This window comes from Thermorudis peleae, from assembly GCF_000744775.1.
Lineage (GTDB): Bacteria > Chloroflexota > Chloroflexia > Thermomicrobiales > Thermomicrobiaceae > Thermorudis > Thermorudis peleae.
In genome coordinates this window covers 482,752-502,061 of sequence record NZ_JQMP01000004.1, presented here as the reverse complement: position 1 = coordinate 502,061, position 19,310 = coordinate 482,752, and the positions used below count along the sequence as shown (strand labels likewise).

19 protein-coding genes are annotated in these 19,310 nt (G+C 56.8%); 11 read left to right on the top strand and 8 right to left on the bottom strand.

What is annotated here, in order from left to right; translation table 11 throughout:
- The first annotated feature begins 1 nt into the window (after position 1).
- From N675_RS12245 to N675_RS12225, 5 genes are all read left to right on the top strand, one after another.
- Entirely contained in the window at positions 2-1,114 is a 1,113-nt protein-coding gene (locus N675_RS12245) for a D-alanine--D-alanine ligase (protein ID WP_038040298.1), read from the top strand.
- A 5-nt stretch (positions 1,115-1,119) separates the two neighbouring features.
- Positions 1,120-1,848: a cell division protein FtsQ/DivIB gene (locus N675_RS12240; RefSeq protein ID WP_197066302.1), complete on the top strand. Its 729-nt coding sequence runs from the start codon at positions 1,120-1,122 to the stop codon at positions 1,846-1,848.
- A gap of 250 nt (positions 1,849-2,098) precedes the next feature.
- Positions 2,099-3,208, top strand: a complete 1,110-nt coding sequence (gene ftsZ / locus N675_RS12235; protein WP_038040293.1) for a cell division protein FtsZ — start codon at positions 2,099-2,101, stop codon at positions 3,206-3,208.
- Between the two features lie 66 nt (positions 3,209-3,274).
- Entirely contained in the window at positions 3,275-3,760 is a 486-nt protein-coding gene (gene nrdR, locus N675_RS12230; RefSeq protein ID WP_038040290.1) for a transcriptional regulator NrdR, read from the top strand.
- Positions 3,757-4,911 carry a hypothetical protein gene (locus N675_RS12225; protein ID WP_038040288.1) on the top strand — a complete coding sequence of 385 codons (1,155 nt, stop codon included), beginning with the start codon at positions 3,757-3,759 and terminating at the stop codon, positions 4,909-4,911. The genes nrdR and N675_RS12225 overlap by 4 nt, the downstream gene beginning before the upstream one ends.
- 61 nt (positions 4,912-4,972) lie before the next feature.
- Here N675_RS12225 and trxA read toward each other — a convergent pair whose 3' ends face one another.
- Positions 4,973-5,299 carry a thioredoxin gene (gene trxA / locus N675_RS12220; protein ID WP_038040287.1) on the bottom strand — a complete coding sequence of 109 codons (327 nt, stop codon included), beginning with the start codon at positions 5,297-5,299 and terminating at the stop codon, positions 4,973-4,975.
- A gap of 183 nt (positions 5,300-5,482) precedes the next feature.
- Here trxA and N675_RS12215 point away from each other — a divergent pair, with 183 nt between their 5' ends.
- The 3 genes from N675_RS12215 to N675_RS12205 are packed head-to-tail and all read left to right on the top strand — an operon-like array spanning position 5,483 to position 8,383.
- Complete coding sequence (locus tag N675_RS12215) at positions 5,483-6,640, top strand: glycosyltransferase family 4 protein (RefSeq protein ID WP_038040285.1); 1,158 nt, start codon at positions 5,483-5,485, stop codon at positions 6,638-6,640.
- A gap of 8 nt (positions 6,641-6,648) precedes the next feature.
- Positions 6,649-7,809: a glycosyltransferase family 4 protein gene (locus N675_RS12210; RefSeq protein ID WP_338417755.1), complete on the top strand. Its 1,161-nt coding sequence runs from the start codon at positions 6,649-6,651 to the stop codon at positions 7,807-7,809.
- Positions 7,793-8,383 carry a flavin reductase family protein gene (locus N675_RS12205; protein ID WP_038040280.1) on the top strand — a complete coding sequence of 197 codons (591 nt, stop codon included), beginning with the start codon at positions 7,793-7,795 and terminating at the stop codon, positions 8,381-8,383. Before N675_RS12210 ends, N675_RS12205 begins: the two co-directional genes overlap by 17 nt.
- Before the next feature lie 8 nt (positions 8,384-8,391).
- Here N675_RS12205 and recG read toward each other — a convergent pair whose 3' ends face one another.
- Positions 8,392-10,869: an ATP-dependent DNA helicase RecG gene (recG, locus tag N675_RS12200; protein ID WP_051914718.1), complete on the bottom strand. Its 2,478-nt coding sequence runs from the start codon at positions 10,867-10,869 to the stop codon at positions 8,392-8,394.
- Between the two features lie 207 nt (positions 10,870-11,076).
- Between recG and N675_RS12195 the strand changes: the two genes are divergently transcribed.
- Both N675_RS12195 and N675_RS12190 read left to right on the top strand, forming a co-directional pair.
- On the top strand, positions 11,077-11,340 hold the full coding sequence (locus tag N675_RS12195) for a hypothetical protein (RefSeq protein WP_038040278.1): 264 nt from the start codon (positions 11,077-11,079) through the stop codon (positions 11,338-11,340).
- Positions 11,303-12,766, top strand: coding sequence for a sialidase family protein (locus tag N675_RS12190; RefSeq protein WP_038040276.1), 1,464 nt, complete (start codon positions 11,303-11,305; stop codon positions 12,764-12,766). The genes N675_RS12195 and N675_RS12190 overlap by 38 nt, the downstream gene beginning before the upstream one ends.
- 67 nt (positions 12,767-12,833) lie before the next feature.
- Here N675_RS12190 and N675_RS12185 read toward each other — a convergent pair whose 3' ends face one another.
- Both N675_RS12185 and N675_RS12180 read right to left on the bottom strand, forming a co-directional pair.
- Positions 12,834-13,679 (bottom strand): DegV family protein, encoded by an 846-nt coding sequence (locus tag N675_RS12185; RefSeq protein ID WP_038040274.1) that lies wholly within the window; start codon positions 13,677-13,679, stop codon positions 12,834-12,836.
- A gap of 12 nt (positions 13,680-13,691) precedes the next feature.
- Positions 13,692-15,365, bottom strand: a complete 1,674-nt coding sequence (locus tag N675_RS12180) for a DAK2 domain-containing protein (protein ID WP_051914717.1) — start codon at positions 15,363-15,365, stop codon at positions 13,692-13,694.
- Positions 15,366-15,671: 306 nt separating this feature from the next.
- On the opposite strand from N675_RS12180, the gene rpmB reads away from it, so the two are divergent.
- A complete protein-coding gene (rpmB, locus tag N675_RS12175) occupies positions 15,672-15,905 on the top strand; it encodes a 50S ribosomal protein L28 (protein ID WP_051914716.1) in 234 nt (77 codons plus the stop codon).
- Here the strand turns inward: rpmB and prmC are convergent.
- The 4 genes from prmC to thpR form a co-directional block, all read right to left on the bottom strand.
- Complete coding sequence (gene prmC, locus N675_RS12170; protein WP_038040272.1) at positions 15,902-16,750, bottom strand: peptide chain release factor N(5)-glutamine methyltransferase; 849 nt, start codon at positions 16,748-16,750, stop codon at positions 15,902-15,904. The genes rpmB and prmC overlap by 4 nt on opposite strands.
- A gap of 33 nt (positions 16,751-16,783) precedes the next feature.
- Positions 16,784-17,854: a peptide chain release factor 1 gene (gene prfA / locus N675_RS12165; RefSeq protein WP_038040823.1), complete on the bottom strand. Its 1,071-nt coding sequence runs from the start codon at positions 17,852-17,854 to the stop codon at positions 16,784-16,786.
- 125 nt (positions 17,855-17,979) lie between these two features.
- The gene (locus N675_RS12160; protein ID WP_051914715.1) at positions 17,980-18,471 is read right to left on the bottom strand and encodes a TIGR00725 family protein; all 492 of its coding nucleotides are present in this window, start codon (positions 18,469-18,471) and stop codon (positions 17,980-17,982) included.
- Positions 18,468-19,088: an RNA 2',3'-cyclic phosphodiesterase gene (thpR, locus tag N675_RS12155; RefSeq protein ID WP_051914714.1), complete on the bottom strand. Its 621-nt coding sequence runs from the start codon at positions 19,086-19,088 to the stop codon at positions 18,468-18,470. Before thpR ends, N675_RS12160 begins: the two co-directional genes overlap by 4 nt.
- Between the last annotated feature and the right edge of the window lie 222 nt (positions 19,089-19,310).

Genomic DNA, 19,310 nt, shown 5'->3' with positions numbered 1-19,310 from the left:
CATGACCCGAAAACTCCGTGTCGGCGTCCTCTTCGGCGGACAATCGAGCGAGCATGATGTGTCCTTACGCTCGGCACAGGCGATCTTGCGGCATATTGATCGATCGCGCTTTGATGTTGTCCCAATTGGCATTACCCGGGATGGCCGGTGGTTGGTTGGTGGTGATCCTCTTCGTGCGCTAGCAGCTGTCTCGCGACTGCCGCTCGAATCTGAGAATGCCGATGAGTCCGAAGACAGCAGGAGTAGCATGCCGGCGTCCATTACTGATGACGTGCGTGCCATTGCACCAACCCATGTTGTCGGTGAATTGGACGTCGTCTTTCCAGTCTTGCATGGACCAAATGGGGAGGACGGCACTGTCCAAGGGTTGCTTGAGCTTGCTGGAATCCCCTATGTCGGCTGTGGCGTTCTTGCTTCTGCCGTTGCTATGGACAAGCCAACAGCGAAACGACTCTTTGCCTGGGCCGGCTTACCGCAAGCGCGGTGGCTCCTTATTACCTGGCGCGAATGGCAACACGATAGCCAAAGCGTGGAGCAGCGCGTTGAAGAAGAAATTGGCTACCCTTGCTTTGTGAAACCTGCGAACCTTGGCTCAAGCGTTGGTGTGACCAAGGTTCGTGCTGCGGCGCACCTTGGGCCCGCGATCGAAGAAGCAGGGCGCTATGACCGCCGGATACTTATTGAAGAGGCAATTGATGCTCGTGAGCTTGAAGTGAGTGTCTTAGGCAATGACGAGCCGGTAGCCTCGATTGTCGGTGAAATTATTCCGAGTCGAGAGTTCTATGACTATGAGGCGAAGTACGTTGATACCGGATCGCAACTCCTGATCCCAGCCCCGATTACACCAGAACAAGCCGAGGCCACGCGGCGTATGGCAGTCGAAGCATTTCGCCTCATTGACGGCGCGGGAATGGCGCGCGTTGATTTCTTTCTCGATCGCCGGACCGGACAGGTGCTCATTAACGAAGTCAATACCATCCCAGGCTTTACGGCGATCAGCATGTATCCCAAGCTCTGGGAAGCAAGCGGTCTGCCGTTTCGTGAGCTTATTACTCGGCTCATCGAGCTTGCACTCGAACGACACCAGGAAAAAGTGCAACGGCGCTGCGGATAATGCTCATGGTCACGAGACGCCCCCCTGCTCGTCCATTGCAGCGTGTTGGTCGTGTGGTGCGTTATGGAACACGCACTGGGCGCCTCCCTGCCCTGGTGTTAGCTGTTGGGTTCAGCGTGCTTGCCGGAGGATTTCTCACTGCGAAAACCTACACAGTACGGACAGTTGAGGTACAAGGAGCGCAGTTAGCGACTGCCAACGACGTTGTTCAAGTGAGTGGCGCCTTAGGCCAGTCGCTCTTTTGGCTTCGGCCGGACGACATAGCGCGACGCGTTGCGCGACATCCTGCTGTTGCGGCAGCGTCAGTTCATCCAGTTTTCCCTGATCGGGTCATTATCAGTCTCCAAGAGCGTGTGCCGGTGCTCGTCTGGATTGCTGGCGGGCAGCCGTATCTCGTCGATAGCCAAGGATGGGTTATTGCCCAGGGTGACCAGGCTATGCTTCCCCATGTCACTCAGGCTGATGGTACTCCGCCACAACTTGGCAGTAAACTGCCAGCCAGCAGCGTGCAGGCGGCTCGTACGATTGTTCAGCGAACACAAGGTCAGCAAGTTTCCTTGATCTATAGCGCAAAGCTTGGTCTTACACTCACCTATCCTGATGGTCGGACCGTGGTATTTGGCGACGCGACACGCTTAGCCGATCAGCTTGCGGTCTTCCAAGCGCTGCTTGCGCGCGACCAAGGTTGGCTGCGACTTGATCTGCGTGATCCAGATCGTCCGGTAATCTGGTGAGGAATGCGAGGTGTACGGATACTCGTCGGGGGGTGGCGATATGCTACACTCCCTCACAGCGTGACGCGGGTGGGGATCGGCCGAGCTACTACCAGATGATTCAACAGACGCTGCCACGAGGAAATGCAAAGTGCCCGTGGCAGGATGTTGCGTTAGCAGTATTCATTGGGTCGTTCCATAACGAGAATAGGGCGGGGCAGTGGCGAAGCGGACAACATACCAGCATCAGGAAGCCAGCGGGAGGTCACAAATGTTTCCAGAGCGTGAAGACGATTTCGTCAACAACTTCGCACGCATTAAGGTGATCGGCGTTGGTGGTGCCGGCGGGAACGCAGTGAACCGCATGATTGAGTCTGGCATTAGCGGCGTCGAGTTCATTGCGGTCAATACCGATGCCCAGGCTCTCCTCAACTCTCTTAGTCCGGTCACGATCCGTATTGGCGATAAATTGACGAAAGGGCTGGGAGCTGGTGGTCGTCCCGAAATTGGCGAGCGTGCTGCCGAGGAAAGTATTGATATCTTAGCTGAGGCTGTCCGTGGTGCTGATATGGTCTTTATTACGGCCGGCATGGGCGGTGGAACGGGCACAGGCGCTTCGCCGACGATTGCACGCCTGGCACGCGAGGCTGGAGCCCTGACCATTGGGATCGTCACCAAGCCGTTTGATTTTGAGGGAGCCAAACGTCGACGTATTGCCGATGAGGGCATCGCAGTCCTCCGCGAACACGTCGACGCCTTGATTACTATTCCAAACCAGCGGCTTGTCACACTGGTCGATCCTAAGACGCCTTTCTCAGAAGCGTTTCGCATTGCCGATGATGTGCTGCGACAAGGTATTCAAGGCATTTCCGAGCTCATTACCAAGCCGGGGTTAATTAACCTTGACTTTGCCGACGTCAAGACGATTCTGCGTGATGCCGGCTCAGCACTTATGGCGATTGGCCGTGGCTCGGGTGAAAATCGCTGTGTTGAGGCGGCGAAGGCTGCAATTGAGAGCCCGTTGCTTGAGATGAGCATTGACGGGGCAACTCGTGTCCTCTACAACATCACCGGTGGTCCAGACCTCTCAATGGCTGAAATTAACGAAGCTGCTGAGGTCATCCGTTCAACTGTCGACGAAGAGGCTGAAATTATCTTTGGTGCTAACCCTGACGAAGCGATGGGGCGGGACGTCACCATCACGCTCATTGCCGCTGGCTTTACCGGCTCAGGACAGCAGCGACGTGTGCGACCAGCCGCGACCGAGCAGCGACGGTTCCGTGCCGAACCGACGGCGCGAACGGCTCCGCCACGTACACCCATTCTTCCAGAGGATGACTGGGCTGAGCCATCGATCTTGCGCTTCTTGCGGGAGCGGTAAGATACTCCTTAAGGGAGTGGCCTGCAGCATGTGCTGTAGTCCAACAGGAACCGATGAGGCACAACGGTGCGGTGTCCTTTCTGTGGCGCACGTGATACCCGTGTAATCGATTCACGTGAGCTTGGTGGCGGCGAGAGTATTCGGCGCCGTCGGGAGTGTGTGGTTTGTGGCCGCCGGTTCACGACCTATGAGCGCGTTGAACCAGGCGGCCTCATGGTCATTAAGCGCGATGGCCGACGTGAAGAATTCGATAGTCGCAAGCTCCGTGATAAATTGCGGCTCGCCTTAACGAAGCGTCCGGTCTCGCAAGAAGAGGTTGACCGCATCGTTGCGACGGTTGAACGCGAGTTATTGGCAACTGGCAAGATCGAGGTGCCAAGCACGTTGATCGGCGAAATTGTGCTTCGTGAACTGAAGCAGCTTGATGAGGTGGCCTATATTCGGTTCGCTTCAGTCTATCGTCGTTTTGCCGATCTGGAAGATTTGCGCCGTGAAATGGAGGCGCTTGGCGCAGCCCGCACGCGTTCTGAACACGAGGCACCCTCGTCGTGATCCAACTACGAGCCAGAGCAGCTGACGGCGCGACGCTTGACCATCTTGTCTACGCCAATCGTCCGGGTGAACCATTTCGCTACTATCCTGATCGCTTCATCCTTGAAGCGACCATGCCCTCTCTCTCCGGGGCAGGCACATCTGCTCAGGTCGTACTCAAAGTCCCGCAGGGATGGTATGTGCTTGATTACGGTCCTCCACTCTTCCAAGGGCAGCGGCGTTGGTGGATCTGGCCAAGCGGACAACCGCCGTCAGCTCTCTATGCGGAGCTTACCGTTACTCTTCGTGTACAACGTCGCGCCATCGCCCGAGGGAGGTTGGGCCTCCCGATCTGGATCATGGGCTATCATCGCTTTGTCCCCGAGCAGCATCGTCTTCCCTGGGCGAACACTCTTGCGGATCTTGGTGAAATCGAGCCGTCTCATCAGCAGTTCACGCAGACCTTCCGGTTTTGCTTGTTCCCGTGGGCATTCTTCCGTGGTCTCTATCGTGATACCGTTGGCATTCGTCAGCGAGGGACACAGGTCATTGGTGGGCTGTGTACTGGCCTCTCGCGCCTTGCCCTAGCACGAGCGTTAGAAGCTTCACCATTGCCAGAAGGAACACTGCTTGAGCAGGTCATTGTCCTGCATGGCCGGCAACTGACTGATCGTGCGCTCCTTGCTGGTGCCCCGTGGTTCTTCTTCCCAAGTCCTCGCCGTGCCTACTTCCGGTTCATGCAGGATGTGCTTCAGCGTCGTGAGAGCGATCTTTGTTTTGATATTAATGTCCCTGTACCGTGGCGCCGTGACGTCATTCAGGCCTTACTTGGTCAGGGACATACGGTTGTTCCCTATGCCTTTCAGCAGCAACGTCCCGATCATGCTGCAGTCTGGGTCTTTGACCCGAATGCGCCCGATCGTGCTTCCGAGACTGTGCTCAGCATTGATTTACGACGAAATCGCTATGCCTATCCTCCCTTGATTACGCCCAATGACCGGGTGACCATCGTTGCAGTGCGGTTGCCGCACTATCTCCGCGGTCGCACCGCTGTGCTAGCCAGCTTGGCCAATATGGTGTTGTATGGCCCACGATGGCCCATCGTCATGTTCACCGGTAGTGTCCTTGCTTTGACTGCCTATGTCTGGCGGCGTCGTGCCACAGCTCGGTAGAGAAGAGCAAGGCCTCTCAGCATAACGCTGAGAGGCCTCACAGTGTTGTTGACTTGAATACCTATGCGAGGTGCTTTTCAATCTGCTGAAGAAGACGCTGCTTCGGCTGGGCGCCGATAATACGCTCAACTGGACGGCCATTCTTATAGAGGACAAGGGTTGGAATGCTCGTCACGCCGAGTTCTGTCGCAATGCGCATGTTTTCATCGACGTTGACCTTCGCGACCTTGAGTTGCTCGCCCTTCTCCTCAGCGATCTCCTCAAGGATTGGCGCGATGATGCGGCATGGACCGCACCAGGGTGCCCAAAAGTCAACAAGCACTGGAACAGCAGATTGAATAACCTCTGACTCAAACGTCTCATCACTGACTGTGACTGGTTTGGCCATTGTCCTGCTCCCTCCAATGGCTGCCCGGGTAAAGGGCTTGTGACTGACTATACTCAAGGGATCGGTATCCCTGCAAATGGAAAAGAACGCGCAACCACCACACTTTATGCCGAAAGCCGCGCATGGAATGCAGCGCGTAATTGCACGAGTACGCTCGGTATACTCCCATAGGGAGCGGTGGTGATGGCTTGCAGTGCGCCGTGTATTGCGCTCGATGGAGCATTTTACGACCAACCTCTCACCGGCAGCGGGCAATATACCCGTGGTCTATGGCACGCTTTGTGTATGCAAGCGCGTCCCGTTGTTCTCCTCCGTCCAGGCAGTGAGCCAGTGCGAATGCCCGACGTTGCCCAGCGGACTCGTCAAGAACCACTTGGGAAGGTAGCGAAGGTACAGTGGGAACAGTGGGGGATAGTTCATGTCGCTCGCCAGATTGGTGTGCAACTCTTGCATGTGCCCTATTTCGCTGGCCCACTGCGTGCGCCGTTTCCCGTCGTCCTCACTGTCCACGATGTGATCCCGCTGGTCTTACCTGAGTATCGCACCTTCGCCATGCGACTTTACTTGCTTCTTGCGGTCCGAGCGGCACGCCGAGCAGCCGCCATTATCACCGATTCTGACGCCTCATATCGCGATATCGTGCGCTACCTTCGCATCCCTGCCGAGCGGGTGCATGTAATTCCGTTGGCTGTCGATGCATCCTATCATGCTTCTGCGTGCGACGCCGCGTTGATCGAAGATCTACGGCAGCGTTTTGGTTTGCATGGTCCAGTGATCTTTAATGTTGGTGGTTTCGACGTTCGCAAAAATTTGTTGATGCTCCTTGAGGCATTTGCCTGCGCGTTGCCCGCGCTTGATCCACGTACGCGCTTAGTTATTGGAGGCAAGCCACATTCAGCGAATTCGCAGCGCTACCCACCGCTTGAGCCGACGATACAACGCCTTGGTCTTGTCAACCATGTCGTGATCACCGGACCGCTTCGCGAAGAGGAAAAGCGAGCGCTCTATTGCATGGCCGATCTCTACGTCTATCCCTCGATCTATGAGGGATTTGGATTGTCGCCATTAGAGGCGATGGCATGTGGCACCCCGGTGATCGTTGCCAATCGGACAAGCCTTCCCGAAGTCGTTGGCGATGCTGGCGTCCTCGTTGAGCCAACGGCTGAGGCGTTTGCCCGTGAAATCGTTCGCCTGATGCAGAATACATCATTGCGGCGGCAACTCGCCGAACGTGCACGGCGGCGTGCGGCAGCCTTTACCTGGGAGCGAACAGCTCAGCAGACGTGGCAGGTGTACGAGCGCGTTCTTGCGGCATGGCAGAAAGGGCATCGTGGCACTTGAGAATCGTCATGATTTCCAAAGCGCTTGTCAATGGCATCTATCAGAAGAAGCTGGAGGAATTAGCGAAGTTGCCTGATGTCGAGCTGGTTGCCATTGTGCCCCCAGCGTGGCAAGAGTCCCGCGTTGGCGTGCTGCAATTGGAACGGCGCTACACCAACGGCTATACCCTGATCGTTGAGCCAATGTGGTTCAACGGCCATCACCACGTGCATATTTATCCGCGTTTGTGGCGACATCTGCGACATTTTCGGCCGGACATTCTTCATATTGATGAAGAACCCTACAACCTCGTCACGGCTCATGCTGCTGTCCTCGGACGGCTTGTCGGTGCACGCATTCTCTTCTTTACCTGGCAGAATCTCTATCGTCGATATCCTCCGCCGTTTTCGCTGTTTGAACAACTCAATTATCGGCTTGCGACAGCCGCTGTAGCCGGCAATGAAGAGGCGGCTGCGGTGCTTCGACGCAAGGGCTATCGCGGCCCGCTGGCAGTTATTCCGCAATTCGGGGTTGACCCTGATCTCTTTCGTCCGCAAGCGAAGCCTCGTCGAGAAGAACCGGTCATTGGATTTGTTGGACGGTTAGTGCCGGAAAAGGGCGCTGACCTGCTTGTGCAAGCTCTCGCGCGCATGCGTGTACGCGCTCAGCTTCATCTTGTTGGCGGTGGTGTTGAGCGTGTTCCGCTCGAATTGCTCGCGACAAACCTTGGAATCCGAGATCGCGTCCATTTCCGTGGCAATATTGCCCCGGCGTTTATGCATCAGGTCTACCATGATTTCGATCTTCTCGTTGTCCCGTCGCGGACACGGCGAAACTGGAAGGAGCAGTTTGGCCGCGTCATCATTGAAGCAATGGCGTCTGGTGTGCCAGTGATTGGTTCGAATTCTGGTGAGATCCCAAATGTCATTGGTGATCCTGATCTCGTGTTTCCTGAGGGGGATGTGGATGCGCTTGCGCGCATGCTCGATCAGCTGCTGAGCCGTCCCGATCTGCTCGAGCAGAAGGCCGAGCAAGGACGCGCTCGGGTGCTTGCGCACTATACGCAAGCTCGGATTGCCGAACGGTACTATGCGCTGTATCAGGACATGATGCGTCCTCGACAGCGTGCTGCAAATGCACCGCACAGCGCACGTGAAGCGGCACGGAGGCACTATGAGCCCAAAGCGTGACTATGAGCCGCGTGACGCCCTCCGCTTGCTTGAGCCGAGTCCAGTTGCTCTTGTCACGAGTCAATTTCGGAGCCAGCCGAACGTGTTAACTGTGGCCTGGCTGATGCCACTGAGTTTCTCGCCTGCACAACTTGCCATCGCGCTGCATCCTGATCGCTTCTCACATGAGCTGATTAGTCGAAGCGAGACGTTCATTGTCAATATTCCGACCGCCGAGCAACTACGGGCAATTCATCTCTGTGGCCTGCTGTCTGGTCGGGACCACGATAAGTTTGCGGCAGCTAGCCTTACACCGGCAGATGCTCGTGAACTCGATATTCCAATCATTGAGGAGTGTGTTGGGCATATCGAATGTGGCCTCATTGAGCGGGTTCGCTTTGGTGACCACGATCTTTTTATTGGACAAGTCCTCGCCGTTACCGCTGAAGAGACGCTTTTCCACGATCGTTGGGAGGTTGTTGAAGCCGAAGGCTTCCCCCTTGTCCATCATCTCGGCGGCGAAGCGTATGTGAGCGGTGCCAAGCTGTATCGCGTTCGTGTTGCCTCTGAAGAAGAAGCTGAGGCTGCTACCTGAGCAGTTGCCTAGCTCACGTCGCCGACGCCAGGCTGCCAAAACTGCTCCATTCGCTGTCGCAGTAAGCGATGTTCTGGCCGAGATAGCGTTGGATCACGTCGCAAGATCGCTTCGGCGGCTCGCCGGGCGTGTTGCAAGGTTGGAACATCAGCGAGGCTCGCGAAACGGAGGTCTGGTAATCCGCTTTGCCGCGTGCCCAGGAATTCTCCCGGACCGCGCATTTGCAGGTCGATCTCAGCGAGGCGGAAGCCATCGTGCGTCTTCACAAGTGCTTGCAGCCGCTGCCGGCTTTCATCACTCTCACTGTCTGAGATCAAAAGGCAGTACGATTGCGCTGCTCCTCGCCCGACGCGTCCACGAAATTGGTGAAGTTGGGCCAGTCCAAACCGGTCGGCCCCTTCGATGAGTATCACCGTCGCGTTCGGGACATCGATGCCAACCTCAACTACTGCCGTTGAGACCAGAATATCAAGCTCATGATCACGGAATGCCGTCATGACGGCTTCTTTCTCAGCTGGACGCATACGGCCATGTAAGAGGCCGAGGCGGAAATCCGGGAAAACAACTTCCTGGAGGCGTTCAAACTCAACGGTGGCTGCTTTGGCGTCGATCGCTTCTGACTCTTCAACGAGCGGGTAGATAATGAATGCCTGATGACCTGCTTCGATTTGCTTTCGAATGAAGGCATAGGCGCGTTCACGCTGCTTACCGGTGAGCAAGTATGTCTGGACAACTTGCCGTCCCGGAGGCAGTTCGTCGATAATCGAAACATCTAAATCGCCATGGAGAACGAGCGCAAGGCTTCGCGGAATAGGCGTTGCGGTCATCACTAGGACGTCGGGATTGATGCCTTTGGCTCGTAACGTCGCTCGCTGCAGGACACCGAAGCGGTGTTGCTCGTCGATCACGGCAAGGCCAAGGCGCTGAAACTGCACCCAGTCCTCCAGGAGCGCGTGGGTGCCAATCAGCAGATTGATGCTTCCATCAAGCAACCCAGCCTCGATTGCGCGTCGTCCACGTTCACTCGTGCTGCCGGTTAAGAGCGCGACATTTGGACGAAGTTCGTCAGGTAAGCGTTCGTAGAGCCGCGTAAAGCTTCGCGCGTGTTGCTCGGCGAGGACTTCGGTTGGCGCGAGCACGGCTACTTGCGCACCAGCAGTGATGGCAATGAGTGCGGCCGCAGCAGCCACGACCGTCTTACCTGAGCCGACATCGCCTTGGAGGAGCCGACTCATTGGGCGCGGTTGTGCCATGTCGGCCAGAATCTCGTCAAGCGCGCGCCGCTGAGCGGCGGTGAGTTGAAATGGCAGGCTTGTAAGGAATGTCTCTAAGATGTCGGGGGGAGTTGGGAATGCCTGTCCTGGCTGTGCCTGCCATTCGGCTTTTCGGCGTACGAGCCCAAGTTGCAGGACCAGGAATTCATCAAAGGCGAGTCGTCGTCGAGCGGCCTCGCAGTGTTCGGGGGTATCTGGATAGTGGATTTGCTCCAATGCATCGCGAAGCGACAGGAGTGCATGTGCCTCAAGGATCGCGGGCGGCACAGGGTCCTCAACGAGTGGAAGGGCGACATCAAGGGCTAGGCGCGTAAGCTGCCGTAGCTGTTTCTGAGAGAGATTCCGTGTCAACGGATAGACGGGGACGATGCGCCCCGTCTGCACTGATGCTTCATCAGCACGCTCCCACTCTGGGTTACGGAAGCAAAGCATTGCCCGCTGGAGTTCAAGCTTGCCGCTAATGGCCACTTCCATTCCCACCTGCAATTGGCGCGCCACGTAGGGATTGAACCAAATGATGGGCATTGTGCCGGTCTGGTCAGTAATCTCAGCGTAGACATAACGCACACCACTTTGGGATTCGCGTTGTTCAAGAGTAGTCAGTGTGCCGATGACCGTACAGCGTACCTCGCCATCGGTTCTTTGCGCTGCAAAAAGTCGCGCGAGCTTGCCGATTGGCTGAATTGTTCGGTAATCCTCATATCGTCGTGGCGCGAGATAGAGCAGGTCGCCAATAGTGTGAACTCCCAGCCCTGCCAGCTGGTGTGCACGTTGCCTCCCGACGCCGGCAAGTGCTGTCACCGGCGAGTCGAGCGTCAAGTCAGATGGTGGGCGGATTGACTGTGGTCGTGCGCTGTGGTGATGGCGTGTGCGCAACACTGGATGACCGGTAACGTGGTTGTCTGGGGCTGGTGACACTGCCTGGGTGTGCGTGGGGGTGGCGGCGTGGGTCAAGAGTGTCAGTGCTTGCTCGACAATCTGCTTGCGTTCGGTGACTGAAGCCTGCTGGTATCGTGCAAAGAGCCGACAGATTTCGTCAATGAGCACGTGATGGTGCGGGGCATGTTTGCGCCAGATTGGCGTTTGCTGATCGAGAAACCGTTGGATGCCGCCAGCGACCGCAGTATCACGATAGCCTTTTCGTTGCTCAAGGCTGAGAACGCGCTGGAGGAGCGTAGCCATATCTGGTTGAAGATTCGATTCTCGCATCATACTCCCTGCCACCCCGTGTCCGTACTGCCAAGTGAAGCGATCAGCTCCGTCTGTGTCAAGCCAAGGCTTGATCTGGTGATGACCTTCCTGTATTCTCGCTTTAGCGCAATTCGCTAATGAAAACCGAAAGGAGGTGTTGGCCAGGGCGTGGTGTAGCCTGCTTGGGGTATTCGAGGGGAGAGTATCTCCTGTGGAGGGAGTGGCGTGATGGTGCTGCAGAAGTCAGCGCGCTGGTTGATCGTGACTCTTGCGGTTCTTCTTCTCCTGAGCATGCCTGCCACTGCGGCGAGTACCGCGACTCGCGTGAATGTTGGGAGTCCATCAAGTCCTTTTGCGCAAAATAAGCAGAATGAACCAGCCATTGCGGTCCATCCCCTTAATCCACAAATCCTCGTTGCTGGCGCGAATGATGAAATTGATATTGAGGCCTGCAATGCCGGTGATCCAACCACCTGTCCGTTTATCTTTTAACGGGGGCAAGAGTTGGATTCAGCCAACCTATACCGGTTGGACTGCCCGGGATTGTCTCGGCCCAGCCCCCTGCCAGCCACATGTCGGGCCGATCGGCACCCTGCCCTGGTATTACGAAAATGGCCTCGTTTCTGATGGCGATCCTGCGCTTGCTTTCGGGCCAAAGCCCGGTCCAGATGGGCGCTTTGCATGGAGTAATGGGGTTCGCCTGTACTATGCGAATTTGACCGCAAATTTCTCGGACCAACGTGGTCAAGAGGCTTTCCGTGGTGCAGAAGCGATTGCGGTCTCACGCACCGATGACCTCCAGGCCGCTGCAAATGGCGATAAAAATGCGTGGATGCCTCCAGTTCTTGTCTCGCAACGGCTCAGCACGACAACCTTTAGCGATAAAGACAACATCTGGGCGGATAATGCTGCGTCGAGCCCATATTTCAGCTGGGTCTATGTCTGTTGGGTTTCTTTCCGTAGTGACGGTGCTGCGCCTGAGCCATTGCTTGTGAGTCACTCCTCTGATGGAGGCGATACCTGGTCAGCACCAGTCCAGGTAACTGCTGCTGCTAATACTGGAGCCAATCCCGGACGGCAAGGATGTCAGCTGCGCACTGACAGTAAAGGCACTGTCTATGTCTTTTGGGAAGGCTTTGAACCGACGCTGAAGTCGAGTGTCCAGTACATGGCGCGCTCATTTGATGGCGGTGCCCACTTTGAGCAACCGCGCGTTATTGCAACGGTGGTCGACGTTGGTCAGTATGACCCTGTGCAGGGTGATGTGACGTTTGACGGTGTTGCTGGCGCACGGACGAACAGCTTCCCCGCGGTGAGTATTGCCAATGGTGCTCCTTACGGCGGCGGACCAGATATTATCGCGGTCGCTTGGGCCGATGCGCGCCTTGGACTCAATCGAGAGCAATTGCTCGTCCAGATTTCAACAGATGGCGGAAATACATGGTCACCTCCGATGAATGCAGCTCAAGCTGGCGATCGTCCAGACTTTCCGTGGATCGCTCTTTCTCCAAATGGCCGTGACCTCTATGTGGTGTACGACGCGTTCATCGATCCGTGGCGCACTGAAACCAGTTCGCCCCGTCGGTTCCTCGGAATCGTCCGCCATGCTGATACTGCCCACCCTGATGCCTGGACAACCCTGTTCCGCGGCGCGATTGGCGATGCTCGAGGGTCGAGTACCAATAGCCTCGCAGCGGAATTTCTTGGAGACTATAACTGGATCGTCGCAACCGATACTGCAGCTTTTGCCGTCTGGAATGATGGTCGTAATGTGAGTGTCTGCGAGGCGATCAATGTCTATCGCCAGAACCTCGCGAGCGGCACACCCGCGACCCGCCCTGTGCCCCAGCAAGATTGTCCGAAAGCGTTTGGGAATACCGACATCTACGGTGGCAGTTTCGTTGATCCAACGCCGTAGGCTGAGAACGGTTTGCGGGGGAAGCGTTATCATCGCTTCCCTCGCATTTGCGTTGAGGCTATTGAGTTCAGCCTGTCTTTTTCAGGCCAGCAAAGCCAAGTGTTCCTGGGCCAGTATATGTGCCGACAACTGGCCCGAGATTGCTCAGCGGAATCGTTTGGTCGGGGTAAAGCGCGAGCAGCCGGTCGCGTAATGACTCAGCGAGGGCAAGTGCATCGAGGTGAAGAACCGCGAGATGGTCGAAGGGACCATGTTCAGCTGCTAACTCAACAAGCCGTTCTATCGCGCGACGAGTCGTGCGGACACGTTCGACAGGCTCCACCACCCCTTCGCGGACTGTCAAGATCGGCTTCACCTGGAGAGCCGTGCCGAGAAATGCTGAAGCACGGCCGATTCGCCCGCCACGATAGAGATACTCGAGCGTATCAAGCATCGCAAAAACACGAACATCTCGTTTGCGGCGTTCAATCGTTTCAACAATGGTTGCCTGGCTTGCACCTTGAACAGCAAGATGCGCTGCCTCAAAGACGAGCCAGCCGGTGCCAATTGAAACGGTTTGCCCATCGATCACTGCAATACGATCAGGAGCCTGCTGGGCCGCCAGCCGCGCAGCGTTCCAGGTTCCGGAGAGTTGTGCGGCAATATGAATTGATACAATGTCAAACCCCTCACGTAGCAGTGGCTCATAAACGGCTTGAAATGCCCCAACGGATGGCTGCGATGTGCGGAGGAGTTGCTTTGCTCGCAGCAGCGCGGCCACCTGCTCGCTTGTGATATCAACCTGGTCGAAATAGCTTCGACCACCGACGTCAATGATCAACGGTACGATCCGAATCGGCAAGCCTTCAAGCAGGGAAGAAGGAAGGTCTGCCGTACTGTCGGTAACGATCCAGACTGGTCGATGGTGTGTCACGTTTCCCCCGCTCTACTCTAATGCAACCATGAGAGGGTAGAGGGGTTGCCCACCTTCAATGGTCTCGAGCGCGAGTCCAGGCCAGCGTTCCTGTATGGACTGGATGAGTGAATCAATCGGTGGCGCGTCTCGCCCCAGAATGAGTGTCGCTAACTCAGCCTCAGCTGCATTCGCTGCTTCAAACGCCGCCAAGGCTGTTGTCACAAAGTCGGGCGTGCTTGCAACAATCGTATCATCGACGAGCGCAAGCCATTCTCCTGCCCGAACGGTTACTGGCTCGTCGAGATCACGTGTTGCTTTGGTAACCGCAATAGCGCGAACATGCTGGCTCGCCTCGATGATCTGCCTCGCAACCTCGTGTGCTTCGGCGTCAGGGTGAAACGCCGTTACTGCGACAAGCCCTTGGGGAATGCGCGAAATAGGCAGAACGTCAACCTGTTTGTCAGCGATGAACTGTGCAGCATGTCGGGCGGTTATGGCGACGTTTGGATCATTGGGCAGTACAAGCACGGTGTCTTGCGGCAAGGCCGCAATAGCGTGGGCGATTTCCTCAGCGCTGGGCACCATGCCTGGGCCGCCGCGCACCGTCGCTGCGCCGAAGCTTGCAAACACTTTTGCGAGCTCAGGGCTCGGCACAACAGCGACAAGTCCAGTCCGACTCGATTGAGCGTGGTGAGGGGATTCGCTAGCTTTCTCACGTGCTGCCCGGAGTGCACGAGTTTGCAGTGACATGTTGTCGATGCGCACTGCATCAAGCTCGCCGAAAGCCAACGCTGCCTCGAGTAACTGTCCTGGGTGTTCCGTATGAACATGGACTTTCACTGCTTGCTGGTCGCCAACGAGCACAGCAGAGGTGCCAAGCTCGTTGAGAGTCTCACGAAGCGTTTCAAGCGGCACGTTTTCTCCAAGAAGCACAAAGTTCACGCAATAACCAAACGCGTCATCACCGTGCAACGCCTCGATATTGTCAAGAAACGTCATTGTCTGGGCAATGTGCCCTTCTTGCACATCACCTGAGGGCTGCAAGATTGGCGAAGCATTCGCGGCAAATGCTGCCGCGGCGTCGAGCATGACGGCAATTCCTTGGCCACCGGCATCGACGACGCCCGCTTGCCGCAGAATTGGCAGAAGGTCTGGTGTCTTCCGGACACTCGCGATGGCCGTATCACGACAGACCGCAAGCAATTCAGCTAGTGTGCAGCCTTGGGCCAAGGCCTGCTGTGCTGCCTCAGCGACTTCGCGAAGAACCGTGAGCATGGTTCCTTCAACGGGATGCAACACTGCTTGGTAGGCAAGGCGAGCTCCCTCGGCAAGTCCAGCACCGAGATGGGCGGCATCGAGTACCCGCGCGTTGTGCGCGACCTGGGCGAGTCCGCGGAATAGCTGGAAGAGGATAACACCAGAGTTGCCGCGCGCGCCGAGCAAGGCACCGCGTGCAGCTTGCTCAAGCACGGTTCCGGCTGTTGCGCTACGCTCTCCATCAGTTGCCTGTAGGGCGGATTCGAGGGTCAGGAGCATGTTGGTACCGGTGTCGCCGTCAGGTACAGGGAAAACGTTCAGGGCATTCAATGAAGGCACATGGCGGCGAAAATGGGTAACGATCGCAGCCAAAGCAGCGCGGAGCGTCGATCCTGTCCAGTTGACCTGTGGCGTCGCTACTGCCTGCTGAGTCCGTACATTGCCCACTGACGGAAAGCCTCCCCAATCTTGTTTCACGATGAGATTGCCAGCATGTGCGCTGATTGTCGTTGACTACGTCGTCGAGCATACCGCAGCTCGCATGGTGCCTGCGAGTACTGCGCTCGGATTGTAGCCTGTGATAGGACTTCGGTAAAATGCTCTGCCGGCTTTGGATCAGGAGTGCTGTGGCGTGCGAGATGACGGTGAGCTTGCCACTGGCCAAGCGGCATGCTAGTCTTGCTCGTTGGGCCGGTCCTGGCCGGTAGTAGTGGATGTGCGTGTGGGAATGCAACGGACAATTGGAGATCAGCGATGGCGGTTTGTGAACTCTGCGGCAAAAAGCCCGTTTCTGGCCATAATGTCAGTCACTCGAATCGGCGCACAAATCGGCGCTTCAAGCCCAATGTTCAGCCGGTGACGATCTACATCAATGGTGAGCGCAAGCGCTTGCGCATCTGCACCCGCTGCCTGCGAACGCTCTATAAGGATGCTCGGATGGCCGAAAAGGCTGAGCGGAAGCGGCAGAAAGTCCAGGGCAGGAGCTAGGTTTCAACCAGCAGATAGCGTGCTCGTCCTGCGAGATCGGGGAGAACGCGAACGTTCGCGTGTGGAAAGGCCCGACGCGCGCTTTGTTGCGCGCGAGCAGCCTGGCTCGGATCGATCTCGCAGAGGAGTACACCCCCAGTTTGTATGCAGCCTGGCGCTTGATCGAGAAGCGCTTCATAGGCTGCGAATCCTTCATGATCAGCGTAGAGGGCGATAGCCGGTTCATAGGCAATGCCAGGATGAGCCTGCTCATACCGCAGGTACGGTAAGTTCGCAACGATGAGGTCAAGAGGCTCGCCGCACCATTCCAGGAGTGAGCCGCAGACGAACTGCACGCGCTGCAAGCCAAGACGTTGGCGGTTAGCCTTAGCGACTTGAAGCGCTGGCAACGAGATATCGCTGCCGATCAGCAGTCCAGGCCACTCACGAGGTAAATGCCACGCGATTGCGAGAATAATTGCCCCGCTGCCTGTCCCGACATCGACACAGGTAGCTCCCGGATGGTCGCTGAGCCACGCGAGCGCCCATTGCACCAGAAACTCGGTCTCTGGGCGAGGGATGAGCACCGCCGGCGAGACAAGCAGATCCAAGCCAAAAAATTCCTTGTGACCGGTGATATAGGCGATCGGCTCTCCGGCTTGACGCCGGCGCACAAGCTGAGCAAAGCGCTCTGCACTCTCAGGCGGTAACGGTTCAGCCAGTCGTTGGTAGAGACCAACTCGGTCGAGGCTGAGCGTATGCATGAGCAAGAGTTCAGCATCAAGCCGTGGCGAATCGCTGGCCTCGCGAAGGTGCTGTGTTGCCCAGTGAAGAGCGGCGCGTATCGTATCGAATCGCTTTGTCATTGTATGCAAAACACACGCCCGGCTCGTCAGTAATTAGCTGATACCTGCCTCGCGCAAGCGCTCAGCCTGCTCTAATGCTTGAAGTTCGCTAATGAATTGATCAAGTTCGCCATCGAGCACGGCCGGCAAGTTGCTTACGCTAAGCTTCAGCCGATGGTCGGTGACGCGATCCTGCGGGAAGTTGTAGGTCCGAATCTTTTCCGCCCGTTCGCCAGTGCCCACCTGTGCGCGGCGCATTCCGGTGCGTTCTTCTTCCAGTTTGCGGCGCTCGAGATCATAGAGGCGAGCGCGCAAGACGGCCATTGCTCGTGCGCGATTCTTGAGTTGCGATCGCTCATCTTGACACGTGACAACAATGCCGGTCGGGAGATGGGTAATCCGGACAGCTGAGTCGGTTGTGTTGACGCTCTGCCCACCGTGGCCGCTCGACCGGAACACTTCGATACGGAGGTCGTCTTCATTGATCTGGACATCGACTTCTTCGGCTTCTGGCAGGACAGCGACGGTCGCTGTCGAGGTGTGGATACGCCCTCCTGATTCGGTAATCGGGATGCGTTGGACACGGTGCACGCCACTCTCATGTTTCAGGTGACTATAGGCGCCTTTGCCACGTACTTCGAAGATGATTTCTTTGAATCCGCCGAGTTCGGTTGGGTTGCTTGAGAGCACTTCAGTTTTCCAGCCTTGGCGTTCGGCGTAGCGGGTATACATACGGAAGAGATCGGCAGCGAAGAGGGCGGCTTCTTCTCCGCCAGTGCCAGCGCGGATCTCGACAATGACATCCTTTTCGTCGTTCGGGTCTTTCGGGACGAGGCGCTTACGGAGATCTTGATAGAGCTGCTCGCGCAGTTCTTTGAGCCGCGGAAGCTCGTCAGCTGCAAGTTCTGCAAGTTCGGGATCAGAGCCATCGAGCAGTTGCTCCGCTTCTGCAATCTGTTCGTCAACGCGACGGAGCTCGCGATAAACGCTGACAATTTCCTCAAGCTCGGCCCGCTCGCGGCCAAGCTGGGCAAGCCGCTGTGGATCAGTGACGACCTCGGGGTCGGCAAGCAGGTGCTCAAGCTCGATATAGCGCTGTTCAAGTTCCTGGAGTTTGTCAAGCACACTTACAGTCTTCGTCATGGTCTCCCTCACGTGTGCGAAGTTGCGGCGATCTTGCACACATCGTGCAAGTGTACCGCGCCTGCGGTACATCGATGTGAATCAAAACGATTGTGATGGAATAAGGGCTACGTAGGCGGGGCTGGCTGCGAAGAAGCACAGGCAAACGCGACCGCTTCCTCTGGGCTTGTTGCGTAGGAGAGATGGGCCTGGTGTACGCTCCGATGCAGCTGGTGGTGATCAAGATCCCAGCTTGCAAGCAAGACAACTGGTCGGCCCAGCTTTAACGCGAAGGCAATTTCGGAGAGCGTACCAAGGCCTCCGCCGATCGCGATGACGGCTTGCCCGGTTGCGACCACTGCCAGGTTTCGAGCTTCCCCGATGCCAGTGCAGATCGGATAGTCAACCCACGGATTTGCCTGCGTTGGGTCAACTCCCGGGAGGATACCGAGCGTGATTCCACCGGCACGTTTGGCGCCACGGCAGACTGCTTCCATCACACCGCCGCGGCCGCCGCACACGACGACATGCCCAGCACGAGCAAGCAGTTCTCCGACCTGCTCGGCAAGTTGAAGTTCATCAGGTGTTGCTTCGTGCGGCCCACAGACCGCAATGATCACGTGCTGCCTCCAAGCGGGAACTGATAGAGTTCAGTATAAACTGGGCCGCTTGGTCGTAGAACGCTGCGGTAAAGCGTTAACGTTGTTACCGGCAACACCACTGGTGGCAGCGCGCCAAGCTCGTGGAGCGCTGCTTCGATACCGCGTGGCGGAATCGTATCGTCAGGTCGCAACCGGGCCAGCGTAATATGTGGCTGGAACGGACGGTGTTCGGCTTGATAGCCGAGCGCAACACTGGCTGCTTCGATCCGTTCGTGCAGCACTGTTAAGGGAGCGAGATCGCCGATAAGGCCGAGCCAGATAACGCGCGGTTGGCGCAAGGATGGGAAAATACCGGCACCTGCTACCTGAAGAGTGAAGGGTTGGCTTGCTTGGCTGCTTGCCGCAAGGGCGTCCTGGAGTGCAGGCAGTTGTGCAACTGGTACATTGCCATAAAACTTTACGGTGATATGGCTGTTGTATGGATCGACCCACTTTGCTCGCCAGCCACGACGCTGTAGAAACGCAATGGCTTCAGCGATGCGGTGATGAACTGGAGAAGGCAAAGGAATTGCGGCAAAAACCCGCCACGTTTCCTCTTGTTCGTGTGGTTGCTGTCGTGCCTCTCGCCGCTTCATGATCTAAGTATACCTCGTGCGTTCGCAGCATTTCAGGAAAAGCTGGAGGATGAATGAACACTCCTGAAGGTCAGCAATTGCCAGAGCAAGACTCTTCTCGCTCAACTACTGAATGCATTTCGCTTCCATTTCCGCTGGAACGGCTGCGTGGCCGCCGCGTGACTTGCTCTTGTGGTCACGTGCTTGCAGTCTGGCGGCGCCGTCGTTTTTATCCCCTCGTGC